The organism is Micromonospora sp. B006 (assembly GCF_003408515.1).
Taxonomy (GTDB): Bacteria; Actinomycetota; Actinomycetes; order Mycobacteriales; family Micromonosporaceae; genus Micromonospora; species Micromonospora echinospora_A.
In genome coordinates this window covers 6852594-6868663 of the sequence record NZ_CP030865.1, presented here as the reverse complement: position 1 = coordinate 6868663, position 16070 = coordinate 6852594, and the positions used below count along the sequence as shown (strand labels likewise).

Below are 16070 nucleotides of genomic sequence, written 5' to 3'. Positions count from 1 at the left end.
GACCTTTGCACCGACACGGGAGGCCGCGTGGGCCGCGTGGAGCAGGTTGTCTCGCCGGACACCGCTGATCCGAGAGCCGGGGCGGAGTCGCCGTACCCGCTGGTGTGGCTTCGAGGCGGCCCGGAGGAGTCGCGCAGCCTCGTCCAAGGGCTGGAACTGGTCCGTCACGTGGCGGCCGGGGACGTCGCCGAGGGCTGGCTGTGCATGATCGCGAACGGCACGGCGCACTACCTCTCGACCTTCGCGTCCGACGAACTGCTGGACCGGACGTACGCCCGGGACAACCAGGTGTTCGGCGTCGTCGCACCGGTGGGGGTGCTCCGTCCCGATGGAGACGGGACCGCGCGGATCGACGGACGGTGGCGTTTCGCCTCCGGCGCGGATCGGGCGACCTACCTCGCCATGGGCTGCGTGCCGGTGGAGGGCCGGCGGCGGAGTGCGCTGCTGCGCCGGGACCTGCTCCGCGTCGACGAGCCCTGGGCCGGGCCGGGCCTGCTCGCCACCACCAGTCACACACTGCGAGCCGATGACGTCCACGTCGATGAGACAGACGTCGTCGACCTGACCGACCTCCCGTCGGACCGGCCCACCGGCATCTACGGCGACGGGGAACTCTTCCTGGCCAACATGCCCGGCGTGCCACTGGGCCTGGCCGAAGGTCTGCTGGCGCTGCTCGGGCCCACCGTCACGGGCACCTCGGCGTGGGCGACCACCTACAGCGATGCCTACAGCAGGTGCGTCCTGGCTCGGCACGGCGTCACCGACATGCTGCGGGACCTCGACACCCTGGCCCGTAACGGGCGTCTCAAGCCGTTCGCCCCGCCGTTGCGCGCCGAGTTCCGGGCACTGCTGTCCGGGGCGTACCACGTAGCGCTGGACGCGGTCCTGGCGCTGGCGGCCGCCTGCGACACCGCCGACCCCGCGTTGCGGGCCCGGCTGGTCACGGCGCGGCGGGACGGTGAGACCATGCGCCCGCACGGTGCCATGCGTTCCTACCTGCACGGACGGTCGGGGTGAGTGGCGCTACGGCGCCCCGGCTGAGCGTCGGCGACTGGTGCCTGATCCGGGTGCCGATGCTGCCTGCAGTGCCGCGGGTCGACCCCGCCGACGTACACGCGCACGAGGCGGCCGGGCGGCTGCTCGACCTGGCGGTCGGGTACGCCTCGACGTACGGCCGGTCCTCCGGGCCGGACGGCGAATGGCGGGCCGATCGGACCCTACGGGCCGTGTACGCGGCGCGGGCAAGGCACCGTCCCACCCCGTTCGGTCTGTTCGCCTTCTCCGCCCGGGCCGACCTGGTCGACGACCCCGGACCCACGCGGGTCGACCTGGAGACCGACGTCGTGGTACATCCGGTTGACGTGCCCCGGCGCATCGACGAGTGGTTCGCCAACCCCACCCTCGCCGCCGACGCCGGCCGGTGGATGTACCTGCGTCCGGACCGGGGCGGCGCCTCGTCGGCCCCGGACACGCCCGCGCTGCGTCTGATCGCGCAGCGCCGGACAACCGGCCCTCGTGGCGCCGCCGACTGGATCGGTGAACTAGGCCGCGAGGAGTTCGACAGGTGCGTCGAGCAGCAGGTGCTCCTGCCGGTCCACACGCCGGGACCGTTCGTCGACACGCCACGTCTCGACCGCCCGCGGCTTTCCGCGGCCGATCCGCAGCCGCACGCGGTGACGGTGGGCGCTCTGATGGCCACCGAGCGGCCGTTCCGCCCGGACCAGTTCGTCGACGCGTTCAGCGCGGTGCGTCCCGCAGTGGACCGGACGGCCGCCACCGCCCTGGTCGCCGGCGCGGCCCGGCTGCTCGGAATGACCTGGCCCTGGGACCGGCTGGCATCCCTGCGCAATCACCTGGAGTCCATGGTGAGCGGTGGGGCGGTGCCGCTGTCCTGGTTGCTGAGCGCACCGGTGGACCATCCGCTCGGTAGCTGGCGCCGGGAACCAGCGCCGCCGGTCGGGACCGAGCCGCCGCCCGGTCCGGCCCGTCGGCTGTTCGTGCCCGCCGAGGACCGGGACGGCGTGTTGGTCGACTGGTGGCGGACCGCTCAGGACGTGGACCGCTGGCGCCCGCGGCGTACCTCCCGGGCGGGCGGACCGGCCGGTCCGGTCGCGGCCGTCGAACCGCCGAACGGCATGGTCTGCGGCGCAGTGCTGGCCGACCCGGTCTCCGGGACGGACGTGTGGCTCAAGATGGCCCTGTCGGGACTCTGGCACGGTCCGGGTGCACGGCTGGCGGACGTGGTGGCGTTGCCGGCGCCGCCGGAGCGGGTGGACCCCGGCCGGCTGACCGTCGAGCTCGGCTGGACGCCCGTCGACGGTCGTGCTCCGCTGACCCGCCGGCCGGCCGGGCCGCTGCCCCGGTTGAACCTCAACCTGCCGGCCCGGCCCGGCGACATCGGGCTGGCCGACCTGGCGGTGACCGTGCTCGACGGTCGCCTGCACCTGGTGCACCTGCCGGACGGGCGACTGGTCGAACTGCGGTTCGACAGCCCACTCAACCTGGATCAGCCGACCAACCCGTGGGTGGTGCGGCTGCTGGGGATGGTGGCCGTCGAGGGCAACGCCACCGGCCGGATGATCGACCCCGCGTTCCAGCTGCCCCCGGGGTCGGTTGTGCCCCGGATCACCGGTGGCCGCTGTCTCTTCGCCCGGCGCGGGGTGGTCCTGGACGCCGGTCACCGTGCCGACCTGCTCGCTCTCGCCGAAGACCCGGGCGCGCTGGCCGGGGTGCTCGGCGAGGTGGGTCTCGGCCCGGTGGTGGAGGTGACCGAGCGCTCCGCGGACCTGACGCTGCGGGTGGACGTCACCGACGTCGACCACCGCCGGTGGCTGGTTCGCCGGCTGCGCCGCTCCGACCGGCTGGTCCTGCAGGAGGCACTGCCCGTCGCCACGCCGGTGACCTCACGGCTCGGCGACCACGCACACGACGTCTGGGTGCCGTGGGTGCGCGCCGACCTCCCGGCTACCGCGAGGCTGGCGAGCACCCGGATCGTCAGACGACCGCCGGCCGCAGACCCCGAATGGACCAGTTGGTACGTCTACGCGCCGGACCGGATAGTGGAGACCTGGCTGGCCCGTGCAGAGGTGCTCGCCCTGATGGACCGCGGTGAGCTGTTCCACATCCGTTACCGGGACGACCGCCCACACCTGCGGCTGCGGCTGCGGCTGCCGGCAGCCACCCCGGAGCTGCTAGCCGACCTGCGCGCCCACCTCGCCGCCTGGTCACCGCACCACCCCTGCCCGGTGGAGACGCACCCATGGGTGCCTGAGGACCACCGGTACGGCGGCCGGGACGCCCGCGTCGCGACCGTTGCGCATTTCTGCGCCGACTCGGCGTGGTGGATCCGCCGCCTGGCCAGAACCCCGGAGGCCACCGCGCGGTACGTCCTCGCGGTGACCCGGATCGCCACCTGGTGTCACCAACTCGCGGGGCCCGACGCGGTGGCCTTCCTGGCCCGGTTGCGCGGCCTGGACCCTCGCCTGCCGAGTAGCCGTGACCAACGGGAGTGGATGGCGAGCTACCGCATCGCCCGGCCCCAGCTGGAAGACCGGTTCGCGACCGAGAGCCGCGTTCCCGAACCCACCCTCGCGTACCTGACCGGGCTGGAGCCGGACGCGCGCCTACTGGCGCTCAACAGCCTGATCCACATGACTGTGAACCGGGGCCTCCCGCTCAACCAGGCGGTGTCCCGGGAGCCGGAGATCGTGATGGCCGCCGCCCGCCTGCTACGGGCCCGTACGGCTCGCTCCGTGGATGCCGGTCGGGCCGGCCGGTCGTCGGCGGCGGAGCGCGTCGCCACACCGGCGACGGCGTGCCCGACCCGCACACCCGACCGGGACGGCGCGGATGTCTGACCCGCAGGCCGCCGGGCGTCTGCTCGCCAAGCTCGTCGTCGAGTTGCGGGAGCGCGGCGGGGCTCCTGCGGCGACCCTGGCCGGCATCGCACTGCTCGCACAGCGCCTGCACCGGCGACCACTCGCGGCCGGACTCACCCGGGTCGCACTCGGCGCCGGGCCGGCTGCCGACGACCGCACCGCCTGGCTGCTCCACCGGTTGGCCCGGGAGTGCCTCGGCGACGAGCCGGATGACCCGCGCCTGGTTGCGGCTGCCCACCGGAACGCCGTCGCCGCGCTTCGGGCCCAGTACCGGTCCGACCTGGAAGCCGGAAACGTCGACCTGATCAACGGGGCCGGCGGGGTGGGCATGCGACTGTGGGACGTCGCCGACGACGAGTTGCGGGGCAGCATGGCCGCCTCGCTCGCGGACGTGGCCCGGCGGATCGCCGCACAGCGTAGTAACGGCCTGTACCACGGCCGCCCGGGCAACCTCCTGCTCCGGCGGATGCTGGCGGACGTCGCGGACGAGCAGGCCGCGGCCACGACGGTTGTTGGCGACCTGCTCCGACTGACCCCCGCCGCGCTGGACACCGGGGAACTCGGTGTCGGTGGCGTCACCCTGTGCTCAGGGCTGCCGGGGACGGCGGTCGCGCTCGGCCCCGACGTGGACGCCGCGCTGGCCGTCTCGGTGACGCAGGCGCCGGTCACCACCCCGACGCTTGCCCGGCTGGCCACCCTGGTCGCCGATCCCGCCAGCGACGAGACGCTCTGTCACGGCTTGGCCGGAGTGGCCCTGGCGGCCAGGCTCGCCCCACTCTGGGCCGGCCTCGTACCCGATGACCTGCGTGTCCGGCTCACCGCGCGGCTCGTCGCCTATCTCGACCGGACCGACGACGGCGGGCTGAACGCCGTGTTCGGCATGCCACTGGCGCACGCCCTGCTCAGTGGTCCGCTGGGCGTCGCGTTGGCGCTGGTGGAGGCGACCGAACCGACACCGCCGTGGTGGGGCGCGGTTCTGAGCCTGGGTGACGGGACAGCGAGCGTGGTCGGAGCGCGAGGATGACCTTCACCCTGCAACGCCAGGACAACGACTGCGGCGTGGAAGCCCTGGTCGTCAGCCTGCGGCTCCTGGGACACGACCCGCCCGAGGCGCGGCTGCGGGAAACACTCGATGCCCGGGGCGCCCGATCGATGCGGGAGTTGAGGGACACCGCCGCCGAGGTCTGCGGTGTCGGCTACCGGGGTACGCGCGACTGCCCGTTCGACGCGCTGACCACTGGTGCGGTGGTGCACCTGCGCGCCGACCACTTCGTGACAGTGATCGGCCGGCGGTTCCGCCGCGTCAGGATCTTCGACCCGGCCACCGGCCCGGAGTGGCTGGACGAGCGCCGGTACCGGGAACGTTGCTCCGGCTGGGTGCTGGTGCCGCGGGAAAGCCCTGCACCGAGCGTCCGGCCCCGCGTGGCCCGGCTCGGGTGGCTGCGCCCGTTGGTACGGGCAGGAGGCCTCCGGTTCCGTCACGTCGTGCCGGTACTCGCCGTCAGCCTGTTGCTCTACACCGGGCTGACGCTGCTCAACCTGGTGCTGATGCCGTACCTCAACCGGGCGAGCGGGCAGGGCGGGGACAGCGCTCCCGGCCTCGTCGCCGGCCTGATTCTGTTCTTCCTCGCGCTCAGCGCGATGTTCTGGTTCCGGCACCGCCACCTCACCACGCTGGGGCTGGCGTTCGACAGGGCCCTGCTCAACCACCTGGTGGACCGGCTCTCCCGGACCGCCACGAACGTCGAGACATCCTCCGGTTCCCTGCTGCACCGGGTGACCACCGTCCGCGAGGTCCGTGAGGGAAGCACCGGGCTGGCCCTGGCGGTGTTCACCGACGTCTGCGCGGTGCTGGTCCTGATGAGCTTCATGGTGTCGATGTCGCTGCCGCTGTCCGCGGTGGTCGCCGCGCTCGCCGTCGGGCACGTCGGGCTGACCATGCTGGCCCGGCGGCCGATCGTGCGGCACTACGACGAGCGGCTCCGGCTCGAGGGTGAGGTCCACGAGGTTCTGATCACCCTCACCCGCGGGCTGTCCACATTCCGGGGACTGGGTGCGACCGGACACCTGCGAGACACCCACGCGCGCCGCCTGGACCAGCTCAACGAGGCGATCCGCGCACTGAACTTCCGGCTTTCCTGGGTCACCGGCCCGACCGAGGCGCTGAGGTTCGTCGGTCTCTACGCGATTCTGCTGGTCGGTTCGGTGCTCGTCTCCGCCGGCGCGGTCAGCACCGGAGAACTCTTCGGGTTCCTCACCATGGGTGGCACGGTGATGTTCGCCGTGGTCAACGTCGCGGAGAGCCTGCCGGCCGCCGCCCAACTGGAACGACAGCTCCGGTACGTCGCGACCCTGATGGACCTGCCGGTGGTGCCGGCCGGCACCCGCACCGAGCCGGTACCGGGTGCCCCCGCTGTGGTGCTGCGCGACGTCCGGGTGCACCGGCCGCGCGACGGGTTCGACCTACGGCTGGACCTGAACGTCGCGAGAGGTGAGACGGTCACCGTCGGCGGGGCGAGCGGTGCCGGCAAGTCGACGATGGCACGGATCGTGTGCGGGCTCGATCCGGTCCCGTCCGGCCACGCCGAGGTGTACGGCGTCCCCGTCGCCGACTGGGACCCCGACCGGCTCCGCCCGATGGTCTGCTACGTGCCACCCCGATCGGACTTCGCCCGGACCAGCCTGCGGGACAGTCTGTGCAGCGGTGCCGACGACATCGGGGAGGCGGACCTGCACGAGGTGCTTCGCCTGTTCGAGCTGGACGAGGTGCTGCGACCGCTGCGGCTGGGACTGCGCACCACCCTCCAGATCGACAACGCCACCTTCAGTGCCGGGGAGGTGCAGCGGTTCGCGCTGGCCCGGGCGCTGCTGCGCCGGCCGTCCCTGCTCATCCTGGACGAGGCCACGAACTCCCTGGACCGGGCGATGGAACTGCGACTGCTGCGCGCGGTGCAGCAGCGGGTGGAGACCCTCGTGGTGGTCAGCCACCGGCCGGTCGCGGCGCATCTCGGCAGTCGGCACCTCGTGGTGGAACGGTCCGCCGACGGAATCTCCCGGCTGGTGCCCGACCATGGCTGAGGGGCTGCGCGGTGTGCACGCGTACTGGCGAGTGCCGGGCCGGCGACCCCGGGCGTACCGGCAGCTGGCCGCAGCCACCTGGATGCTCAGCGTGCTGTCCTGGCGGCGTCACGCCGGCCCGGTCGAGTTGTACGCCGACGCCCCGACCACGGACTGGCTGGCCGGGCTGGGCTGGCTCGACCTCTACGACCGGACCACACCGCTCGACGACACCGGGCTCGACCACCGGTACGACAGGAGCGCCTGCTTCGCGCTGCCGAAGCTGCTCGCCCTGGCCCGGTTCCCGGACGCGGTCCTGGTCGACACCGACGCCTACCTGCTCGCGCCGCTGCGGCTCACCGGCCCAGGATCGCACTTCGCGCACCTCGAGGTGGGGGACGGTGATTTCTATGCCGGCCTGCGCGGCCTGTGCAACCCGGCCGGGGTGGATCTGCCCGACGCTCCCGGACTGGTCGGCAACACCGCCCTGTTCCGCGCCGCCGACCGGGCACTCGCGGATCGGATCAGCGCCACCGGTCTGGCCTTCCTGGACGGCAACCCGGCCACTCCCGGGCGGGACCCTCACCTGCACATGACCGTTGCCGAGCAGGTGCTCGCCACCGACCTGACGGTGCGCGCCGGCCAGCCGGTCACCAGCATCTTCGCCGCCCGCTGGTCCACCCGCTCGCTGCGCTGGCTGAGCCCACCCCCGGCCTTCGGCCACCTGTGGAACCTGAAACGAGGCGGCGGTGCCGAACAGATCGTCGAGGTGTTCACCATGATCCGCCGGATCCTCGTCAGTGACTACGGCGTGGCGCCCGGGCAACTGCGCGTTGCCCTGGAGCAGGCATGACTGCCACAGCCCTGCCAGATCTGCTGGCCAACGCCGGTGCGGTGGTCCGCGCGGCCCCCGACTCCACCGTCCCGCGTGGACACCGACCCGACTGGCTGGTCGAGCCCGAATCGCTGGCCGGACTGATGGCCGTCGTCGGTGTGCTCAACGCCGCCGGGGTCCGTTGGCGGGTCGACGCACTCGGCCGCAACTGGGGCTATGACGACGCCCGGGTGCCCGAGCCGGGTGCGATCGTCCGGCTCGCCCGGCTGGACCGGCTCGACCTCGACGCGGAACTGGGCCTGGCCACCGTCGAGCCCGGGGTCACCTTCGCGCAACTGCAGCGTGCGCTCGACGAGGCCGGTGCACCGTACCGGTTGCCCCCACCCGGCTCCGGTCCGCACACCTCGGTGCTGGGCAACGCTCTCGACCGAGGGCTACTGGCCGGGCTCGGCGAACGCGAACAGCATTGCCGGGACTTCCTCGTGCTCAGCCGGGAGGGCACACTGTCCCGGCTCGACTGGACCGGCGACGAGGACGACCGGGTCCGGCGCGCGCTGCCCTACCCGCCCGGTCCGCACTCGCGCGGGACGGTCTTCCAGACCGGAGGGCACGGTCCGGTGGTGGTCGAGTTGACGCACGTCCTGCCGCCCGCGGTGCCGTACACCGCGCCACTGGTGCTGCTCGCAGGCCCCGAACCGACCGAAGCACTGCTGCGATGCTGGCGGGAACTGCTGCACCATCGACTGGTCACCGGCTCACTGCTCCAGCCCGTGGCGCGGCGGCAGATGCAGGGCGTCACCACCGCTCATGACGGTCTGGTGCTGTACCTGACCGTCGGCGCCGTCTCCCGGCCCATGCTCGGTACGATCGTCGCCGAGATCCGGCGGATCGCCGGGCAGCACGGCCTGCGGGTGGCTCTCGACGCAGTCGGCCACGCTGACGACCTGCGGGTCGTCGGAGGAAGCGCGGACCAGCCGGAAACGGTCGCCGGCCGCCCGGTCGGACTGGAGTGGCACACCGCCTGCCTGCCGTTCGACCCGGCGCTCGTGGTCGCGTACTGGCGGGCCAACCAGGACGATCCGGCGTTGGCCGACGGTCCGTGGACCCTGCGCCCGCTGGACTCCCGCGCGCTGGTGTGGCTGGCCCCGTTCACGTACCGCAAGAGCGACCCGGCCAGCCGGTCCGATCTGCGTCGCCGCGTGGACGCGTTCGAACGGATACGAACCGCGTTCGGCCTGACCGCTTACCGCCGTGGCGGCCTGTGGACGCCTCGGTGAGGCACCTGTTGGTGCTCAGCGGGTACCGGCTGGCGGAGGGCCGTTCCGGTGAGGCCGTTCACCTGCGCGAGCTCACCCGCGCACTGACCGCCGCCGGGCACCGGACGACCGTGCTGGACGGACCGCTGCATCCGGGCCGGCCGGTGAGCGACCCGCAGACCGAGCTCGGTCCGCTCCGCGCCGAACTGGACCGGCTGCTCCGCGCCGACCGGCCGGACGCGGCCCTGCTCTGGCCGGGAGCCGACGGTGAGGAGACGCCGCTCGTCGATCGGTTGGTCGCCGCCGGGGTCCGGCTGGTCGTCGAGCACCCAGCCGCCGACCTGCCGCCCGCCGCCAGAACCCTCGAACGCGCCGACGAGGTCGTCGTTCCGTCGGCGTACGCCCGGGAGCAGCTCGCGGCCGGCGGTGGCCCGTGGGCACACGTCGTCGCGCCGATGTCGCGCCCCTGCGCCTGCCCGGCGGTGCGCCCGCCGGTCGGCCGGCGCGGACCGGTCCGGGTCACCTTCGTCAACCCCGAACCAGCCAAGGGCCTCGGCGTCGTGCTCACCCTGGCGGGGGTCGCTGCCGCGCGCCGGCTGCCGTTCCGGTTCCGGCTCGTGGAGGGGCGGTGGACCGCTGTTGACCTGCGCCGGGTCGGCGTCGACCCGGACCGCTGCCCGAACGTGGAGGTGACGCCGTTCCGGGAGGACGTCTGCGCGCTGTACGCCGAGACCGATCTCCTGCTCGCGCCGAGCCTCTGGCGGGAGAGCTTCGGCATGGTCGCGCGGGAGGCGACGCTGCACGGCCTACCGGTCCTGGCGACCCGGGTCGGTGGCCTGCCCGAGGCCGTCGGCGCCGGTGGCGTCTGTCTCGACCCGCCGGCCAGTGACGCCGACTACGCGGTGACGATGAGCGCTGCGGAGATCCGGCGTTGGTTGGAGGCAATGGTCGCTGCCGTACGGGGCGACGCCCCCCAGGTGGCACCGGGCCTACGCGCCCGCGCCGCCGCCGCGACGGTGGCTGCCTACCAGGAACTTCTCGACTGGCCGACGGCGGTCGGCACCGGCGGGCAGGCGCGTACGTGACTGTGCCGGTCGGCCAGGGCGGCGGCGATGCGATCCGCCAGTTCCGGCCAGTCCCGGTCCTGGGCGAGGGCCTGCACCGCGATCAGGTTCGCCCGCTCCTTTCGCAGCCACCCGGCCGGATCGGCGAGGGTGCGGTTGTGCAGGTCCACGTCCGGCGGCGGCGTGGGTTCGGCGGGGTGCGGCGAAGCCGTGATCCGCCGGACCGCCTCGCCGGCCAGCACACCCCAGGTGTGCGCGGCACGGGCCACCGGATCGTCGCCCGGCGGGTCGCCGCCCTCCCCGGCGGCCACGAACGCGGCGACCAGTCGATGGACCAGGTACCGGTTCGGCCCCGGGGCCGAACCCGGGGCGAGGGTCAGTAGGTGACAGCGGACCAGTTCGTCCAGGACGCGAACCGCCTCGCGGGCACCGAGACCGGCGCAGGCGACCGGTACCCAGTCCGGCACGGACGGAGTCGGCAGCTGGGCCGCCGCCGCCAGCACCCGGGTCGCCGATGGGCTGAGCGACCGGTGAACGGCGGCCAGGCCCTCCCGCACCGAGAGCCCGTCGACTGCGAGTTCGTCGAGCAGGTGCCGTGGATCGGCGAGCAGTTCCGCCAGATCGGTCAGCCGCGTTCCGGATCGGACCCGGGCCGCCGCGATCCTTAGCGCGAGCGGCTGCCCGCCGCAGGCCCGGACCACCGCCCGCGCGGCGGCCGGCGCCACCTCACTCCGCCGGTCGTCGAGGTGCGCCGTCAGCACGTCCAGCCCGGCGCACTCGGGCAGCGGGTCCACCCGGTGCCGCCGCGCACTGGGGAGGTCCAGCAGGAATCGGCTGGTCACCAGCACCGCGCAGCCCGGGGCGGCCGGAACGAGCGGCTGGACCTGGTCGACCGAGCCGGCGTCGTCCACCACGACCAGCAGCCGCCGGTCGGCCAACCGGCTGCGGTAGAGGGCGGCGCGTTCGTCAAGCGAGTAGGGAAGCTCCCGGTGGTCCACCCCGAGGCCCCGTAGCGCCTCGGCGACGACGTGCCGGGGCGCCCGCGCCTCGGATCCGCCACTGCGCAGGTCGAGGTACAGGTGACCGTCCGGGTAGTCGGCCCGGACGGTGTGCGCGATCCGGACCGCCAGGGCGGTCTTCCCGACACCGGCCATCCCGTGCAGCAGCAGCACCGGCGGGGCCGGCCGGCTCTCGGGGCCTTCCTCCGCGTGCAGGTGGGCGCCGAGGTGGACGACGTCGTCGGCCCGCCCGGCGAACGGCACCGGAAACGGCGGCAACTGCGCCGGGCGGCAGGACGTCGAGACGGCCGGACGGTCGCCGACCGTGGTGGCGGCGGGCTCGGCCGGTGATCCTCCCGGGGCGTTCAGCGCGGGATCCTGACGCAGGATCGCCGTCTCCAGTTCGGTCAGCGCCGGACCGGGATCGAGACCGTACTCGTCGACCAGGATCTCCCGGCCCCGCCGCCCGACCCGCAGCGCGTCCGGCTGCCGTCCACTGCGGTACAGCGCGAGCATGAGTTGGATGCGCAGCCGCTCCCGGAGCGGATGCTCGGTGAGGTACTCGGTCAGCTCGGTGACCAGCCGGTGGTGCCGGCCGAGCGCCAGTTCCAGGTCGACCAGCCACTCGTACTGATCCAGGCGGGCCTCCTCCAGGCGGGCCTGTGCCGGTTCAAGGAAGTCGCCGCTGGCCCCGGAGAGGGCCGGGCCCCGCCACAGTGACAGGGCGGACCGCATCAGGCCGGCTGCGGTTTCCGCCTCGCCCCGGGCCGCTTCGGCGCGGGCCAGGGCGGCCTGGTCGGTGAAGAGGGCCAGGTCCAGCTGCTCCGGGCGCAGTTCGAGCCGATACCCGCCGGGTTGGGTGGAGATCGGATTGTCGGACGAACCGGCCGCGTGGATCGCCCGCCGCAACCCGTGGATGTCCGACTGGACCTGCGCGCGGGCGGTCGTCGGTGGCGCGTCGCCCCAGGTCGCGGCGATCAACCGATCCACCGTGACCACCTGGTTCGCGTGGAGCAGGAGATATGCCAGGATTCCCAGCCGGCGGGGCCGATGGATCTCGGCCGGGCGCGCTCCCACGGTGACGCCGACCGGACCGAGCACAGTGAACCGCAGGGTCATGGCCCCGACACCGGTCCCCGGCTCCGCACCTCGGCGACCGCCGGGGCGAGAGAAGCGAGCGCGGTGAGCCGGTCCAGGTCCGCCGGCCAGTTGCGGGCGACCTCGGTGACCAGTCGGCGGACGTAGCGGGCCTGCCGCAACGGGTCGCGGGCGAGCAGACGCTTGCGGATCCAGGTGTGGTGGAACGGAGCCCTCCTCGTGTCGCCCGACCAGGCTCGCTCCCGGGGATCCCAGACCGCCGGCGTCACCGGCGCGTAGCTCAGTCCGAGCCGCTCCGCCTCGCACAGCACCAGTCGTTGTTCGCAGAAGGCCGGCAGGGCGACCGGGGCGCAGCCGGCCGGATCGGCGTTGCCCCGCATGAACGTGTGGGCAGCGGTCGTGAAGGCGGCCCGGTGCCGTTCGTTGTTGAACACCGCCAACGCGGTGTTCGCTGCCAGGTCCGGCGGGGTGCCGTCGACCCGGTCGGTGCCGGGGAGTCGCTCCAGCGGCGGGTAGATGTCGCCGGTGGCACGCTCGACGTGCGCGAAGACGAAGTCGGCGCATGTGGTGTCGACGGAGGAGAGCAGGAACAGGTCGAGGTCGAGCATGGCCACCGGGGCGCGCTCGGCGGCCAGCGCCACCAGCTTCCCGCCGGTGTAGTAGACCACCGGGTCGACGTCGTACGGGGTGACGTCGTCGAGGTCGGTGGACACGTCGGCATAGAGGTCGAGCAGTCCCAGCCGGTCCAGCTGGTGGGCGCCTGCGTCGTCGGTGTAAAGGCGGACCGGCCCGTGGAATCGTTGCCACGAACGAACCGACAGGACGGCGGTGACGACTTCCCACGGCGTGAACTCGTACGCCACACCTCGGGCTCGGCTCGGCGCGGTCCAGAGGGTGTGGAAGGCCGGCACCTCGGCCACCGGGGAGCTGTTCACGCCTTCTCTCCCACCAGGTGCGCGTGTCGACCCAGCATGGCCAGCTCCGGGTTCCGGCCGGCGGCGTCGTCCAACGCGAACACCGTCTCCGGGTCAAGAATCCGGTCGCCGTGCCCGGCGGCGAGGACGTCGTGGAAGACCCGGACGCCGTACCGGCCCACCAGGCGCAGCCCGGCCGCCTCCATCCGCTCCGCGACCTGCCCGACCGGTAGCGCCGCTCGGCTGAAACGGTGCCCGTCGAGGCCCACTGTGAGAGTGCCGGAGCGCAGCCGGTCGAGCAGATCACCGGGGTCCGCGCCCCGCGCGGCGGCGGCCAGCAACTGGCCGTACGGATTACTCACCACCACGGAGACCAGGCAACCGACGGGCACCGCACGCAGGCAGCCGTCCAGGGCCGCACCCCAATCGGGTACGTACTCCAGCACGTTGTGCAGGCTCAGTCCTCGCGGTCCGGACCGCCCGATCAACGCGGGCACGTCGTCGAGGGTGCCGGGGACGATGTCGCACCGTGCGAGCAGTCCCGCCCGGGACAGTCGGCGACCGGCCGCGTCCCGCAGGTCGGCGGCCGGCTCGACCAGGGTGACCCCATGGCCGTCCCCGGCGAGATCCACGGCGAGCAGACCGTCCCCTGCACCCGCGTCGAGCCACCGGCGTGGCCCGTCGGTCAGGTGTCGCCGGAGGTTGGCGACGATCAGCCGGTGCCGCAGTCGTTGCCACGATGTCTCCACCAGCGTCGTGTACTGCGCGGCGAGCCCGTCGAAAGCGTACGGCGCTCCCGGCTTCACAGCCTCGTCCACAGCCGCTCCAAATCCTCGTCGGTGGTGTAGTAGTGCGGGGCCAGCCGGATGTGGGCGGTTCCCGGACCCGGCATCCGACGCACCGAGGTGACCACCCGGCCGGCCAGCAGCCGCCGGGCCAGGTCCTCGGCGTCGACACCGTCCCGGCGGAACGCCGTGATGCCGCTCCAGCGCTCCTCGGTGGCTCCGGGCACCTGGTAGCCACGCCCGGTGAGGCCGGCGACAAGCGTCCGGCGCAGCGACCCGAGCCGGTCGGCGACGGCCGGAACCCCTACTTCGTGCAGCAGGCGCAGCGCGGCCCGGAAACCGAGCAGCCCGAGCACGTTGAGCGAACCGGGCTCGAACCGCCGTGCGCCGGCGGCGAGCACGCCGTCGGCGGTGTACCGCTTCGGGTCGTCCATGCTGTGCCAGCCGACGACCGGGACCCGGAGTTGCTCGAGCATTGCCCGGCGGACGTAGAGCACGCCCATTCCGGCCGGGGCCAGCAGCCACTTGTGCCCGTCGGCGGCGAGGAAGTCGACGTCACGAGCGTCCACCGGGACGGCCCCCAGGGTCTGGATCGCGTCCACCGCCAGCAGCACCGACTGTCTGCGCAGGGCGCGGCCCAGGCCGGGCAGGTCTGCCACGGGCCGACCGGTGACGAAGTGGGCGGTGGAGACGACCACCAACCGGGTCCGGTGGTCGACGGCGTCGAGCACCTCATCGGTGCCGACCGGCGTGTCCCGGTACGGCAGCGTGGCCACCTCGACGCCTTGCTCCCGGAGACTGGTCCAGGGAAGTAGCAGGCTGGGGAAGTCGTCGGCGGCCACCAGGATCCGGTCGCCGGCTTGCCAGCGCAGAGCCCCGGCCACCGTGCCCAGCGAGGCCGAGGTGGACGGGCTCAGAGCGATCTCCTCGGTGTCGACCCCCAGCAGTTCGGCTGCGAGACACCGCACGTCTTCTGCCAGGCCCGGGCAGAGCAGGTCGAACTGTCCTTCTCGGCCGGCCCGCTCCAGGTAGGCGGTGACCGCCTCCACCACGGGCCTGGGCAGCGGAGCGACTGCGGCATGGGCGAGGAAGGTCCGATCCCGGCTCACCGGGAACAGATCCATTCGGAAGTGCGCGTCCCGCAGGATCCGCTCCAGCGGGCCACTCATCCCGCTGGTCCCGCCGTCGCGTACCGCACGGTGCGGGCCAGCCCGTCGGCGAGCGAGACGGTGGGCACCCACCCCAATTCGGTCCGTGCCCGGGTGACGTCCAGGCTCTTGACAATCGGCCGGTCCCGGCGCGGGCCCCGGAACAGCGGCTCCCGCGCCACACCGTCGTACGCCTCGCTCACCATCCGGGCGACGGCCCGTATGGCAGTGGGACGGCCGGAGCCGAAGTTGTAGCAGCTCCCGGGGTTCCCGGCGAGACGCTCGGCCACCCGCAGGTAGCCCTCGACCATGTCACCGACGAACAGGAAGTCCAACCGCGTCGTGCCGTCATCGCGGTCGCCGAAGTCGTACGGACCACCCTCGCGCAGCCGCCGGAGTGCGTGTGGCACCAGGCGGGAGGTCTGTCGATCGCCCGGCCCGTAGGTGTTCATGAACCGGCACACCGAGGCGGGTAGGCCGAAGGTGCGGGCGTACGCCTGTACGGCCACGTCGGCAGCGATTTTGGAGGCGCCGTAGAGGTTCGCCGCCGCGCGGGCCGGGTCGTCCTCGTGCAACGGCCGATCGTCGTGGTTCTCGCCGTAGTAGCCGCCGGTGGAGGCGAGGACGAAGGCGGTTCCGTGGTCGATCCGGCGGACCGCCTCCAGCAGCGTGTATGTTCCGCCGGCGTTCACCGCGAGGGTGTCGGCCGGCGTACGGATGCTCTCCGGCACCAGGGGCTGGGCGGCCAGGTGGAAGACCGCCTCGGGACGCCACCGACGCAGTGCCGCGGCCACCGCCGCCTGGTCGCGGACGTCTCCACGCATCACGTCGACCTCGGCTCGCGCCGGATCCCCGCAAAGTACGCCGGGCTGCTCCGGTTGCCGGTCGAAGACGCCCACCTCGGCGCCGAGCGCGACCAGCCGGAGCACCAGATGACCACCGCCGAAACCGCAGCCACCAGTGACCATGACCCGCCGGCCGGCCCAGAATCTCGCCGGGTCGACGCTCGCGGGCGGGTGCCCTGCCACGGAGGGGAG

The 16070-nt window shown here is 73.3% G+C and carries 12 protein-coding genes; 7 read left to right on the top strand and 5 right to left on the bottom strand.

Going from position 1 to position 16070, the window contains the following annotated elements; genetic code table 11:
- The first annotated feature begins 27 nt into the window (after positions 1-27).
- The 7 genes from MicB006_RS30765 to MicB006_RS30735 are packed head-to-tail and all read left to right on the top strand — an operon-like array spanning position 28 to position 10111.
- Positions 28-1017: a hypothetical protein gene (locus MicB006_RS30765; protein WP_116510816.1), complete on the top strand. Its 990-nt coding sequence runs from the start codon at positions 28-30 to the stop codon at positions 1015-1017.
- Positions 1014-3857 carry a thiopeptide-type bacteriocin biosynthesis protein gene (locus tag MicB006_RS30760; RefSeq protein WP_116510814.1) on the top strand — a complete coding sequence of 948 codons (2844 nt, stop codon included), beginning with the start codon at positions 1014-1016 and terminating at the stop codon, positions 3855-3857. Before MicB006_RS30765 ends, MicB006_RS30760 begins: the two co-directional genes overlap by 4 nt.
- Positions 3850-4902, top strand: a complete 1053-nt coding sequence (locus MicB006_RS30755) for a hypothetical protein (protein WP_116510812.1) — start codon at positions 3850-3852, stop codon at positions 4900-4902. The genes MicB006_RS30760 and MicB006_RS30755 overlap by 8 nt, the downstream gene beginning before the upstream one ends.
- Complete coding sequence (locus MicB006_RS30750) at positions 4899-6956, top strand: ATP-binding cassette domain-containing protein (protein WP_116510810.1); 2058 nt, start codon at positions 4899-4901, stop codon at positions 6954-6956. The genes MicB006_RS30755 and MicB006_RS30750 overlap by 4 nt, the downstream gene beginning before the upstream one ends.
- Positions 6949-7788, top strand: coding sequence for a hypothetical protein (locus MicB006_RS30745; RefSeq protein ID WP_116510808.1), 840 nt, complete (start codon positions 6949-6951; stop codon positions 7786-7788). The genes MicB006_RS30750 and MicB006_RS30745 overlap by 8 nt, the downstream gene beginning before the upstream one ends.
- On the top strand, positions 7785-9047 hold the full coding sequence (locus tag MicB006_RS30740; protein WP_116510806.1) for an FAD-binding protein: 1263 nt from the start codon (positions 7785-7787) through the stop codon (positions 9045-9047). Before MicB006_RS30745 ends, MicB006_RS30740 begins: the two co-directional genes overlap by 4 nt.
- The gene (locus tag MicB006_RS30735; protein WP_152037919.1) at positions 9044-10111 is read left to right on the top strand and encodes a glycosyltransferase family 4 protein; all 1068 of its coding nucleotides are present in this window, start codon (positions 9044-9046) and stop codon (positions 10109-10111) included. The genes MicB006_RS30740 and MicB006_RS30735 overlap by 4 nt, the downstream gene beginning before the upstream one ends.
- On the opposite strand, the gene MicB006_RS30730 is transcribed toward MicB006_RS30735, so the two are convergent.
- From MicB006_RS30730 to MicB006_RS30715, 5 genes are read right to left on the bottom strand one after another with little or no spacing between them, the layout of a single operon-like run.
- On the bottom strand, positions 10051-12207 hold the full coding sequence (locus MicB006_RS30730) for a BTAD domain-containing putative transcriptional regulator (protein WP_161565983.1): 2157 nt from the start codon (positions 12205-12207) through the stop codon (positions 10051-10053). The two genes, MicB006_RS30735 and MicB006_RS30730, sit on opposite strands and share 61 nt — an antisense overlap.
- The gene (locus MicB006_RS31915) at positions 12204-13121 is read right to left on the bottom strand and encodes a DUF6734 family protein (protein WP_161565982.1); all 918 of its coding nucleotides are present in this window, start codon (positions 13119-13121) and stop codon (positions 12204-12206) included. The genes MicB006_RS30730 and MicB006_RS31915 overlap by 4 nt, the downstream gene beginning before the upstream one ends.
- Positions 13118-13918, bottom strand: coding sequence for a hypothetical protein (locus MicB006_RS30725; protein ID WP_073831719.1), 801 nt, complete (start codon positions 13916-13918; stop codon positions 13118-13120). Before MicB006_RS30725 ends, MicB006_RS31915 begins: the two co-directional genes overlap by 4 nt.
- On the bottom strand, positions 13903-15054 hold the full coding sequence (locus MicB006_RS30720; RefSeq protein WP_116510801.1) for an aminotransferase class V-fold PLP-dependent enzyme: 1152 nt from the start codon (positions 15052-15054) through the stop codon (positions 13903-13905). The genes MicB006_RS30725 and MicB006_RS30720 overlap by 16 nt, the downstream gene beginning before the upstream one ends.
- Positions 15051-16061 (bottom strand): NAD(P)-dependent oxidoreductase, encoded by a 1011-nt coding sequence (locus MicB006_RS30715; RefSeq protein ID WP_161565981.1) that lies wholly within the window; start codon positions 16059-16061, stop codon positions 15051-15053. The genes MicB006_RS30720 and MicB006_RS30715 overlap by 4 nt, the downstream gene beginning before the upstream one ends.
- Positions 16062-16070 lie beyond the last annotated feature (9 nt).

Excerpts from the sequence above, each read along its gene's own strand:
- MicB006_RS30755 (WP_116510812.1), top strand. The coding sequence starts at position 3,850 with ATGTCTGACCCGCAGGCCGCCGGGCGTCTGCTCGCCAAGCTCGTCGTC.
- MicB006_RS30745 (WP_116510808.1), top strand. The coding sequence starts at position 6,949 with ATGGCTGAGGGGCTGCGCGGTGTGCACGCGTACTGGCGAGTGCCGGGC.
- MicB006_RS30750 (WP_116510810.1), top strand. The coding sequence starts at position 4,899 with ATGACCTTCACCCTGCAACGCCAGGACAACGACTGCGGCGTGGAAGCC.
- MicB006_RS30730 (WP_161565983.1), bottom strand. The coding sequence starts at position 12,207 with ATGACCCTGCGGTTCACTGTGCTCGGTCCGGTCGGCGTCACCGTGGGA.
- MicB006_RS30740 (WP_116510806.1), top strand. The coding sequence starts at position 7,785 with ATGACTGCCACAGCCCTGCCAGATCTGCTGGCCAACGCCGGTGCGGTG.
- MicB006_RS30720 (WP_116510801.1), bottom strand. The coding sequence starts at position 15,054 with ATGAGTGGCCCGCTGGAGCGGATCCTGCGGGACGCGCACTTCCGAATG.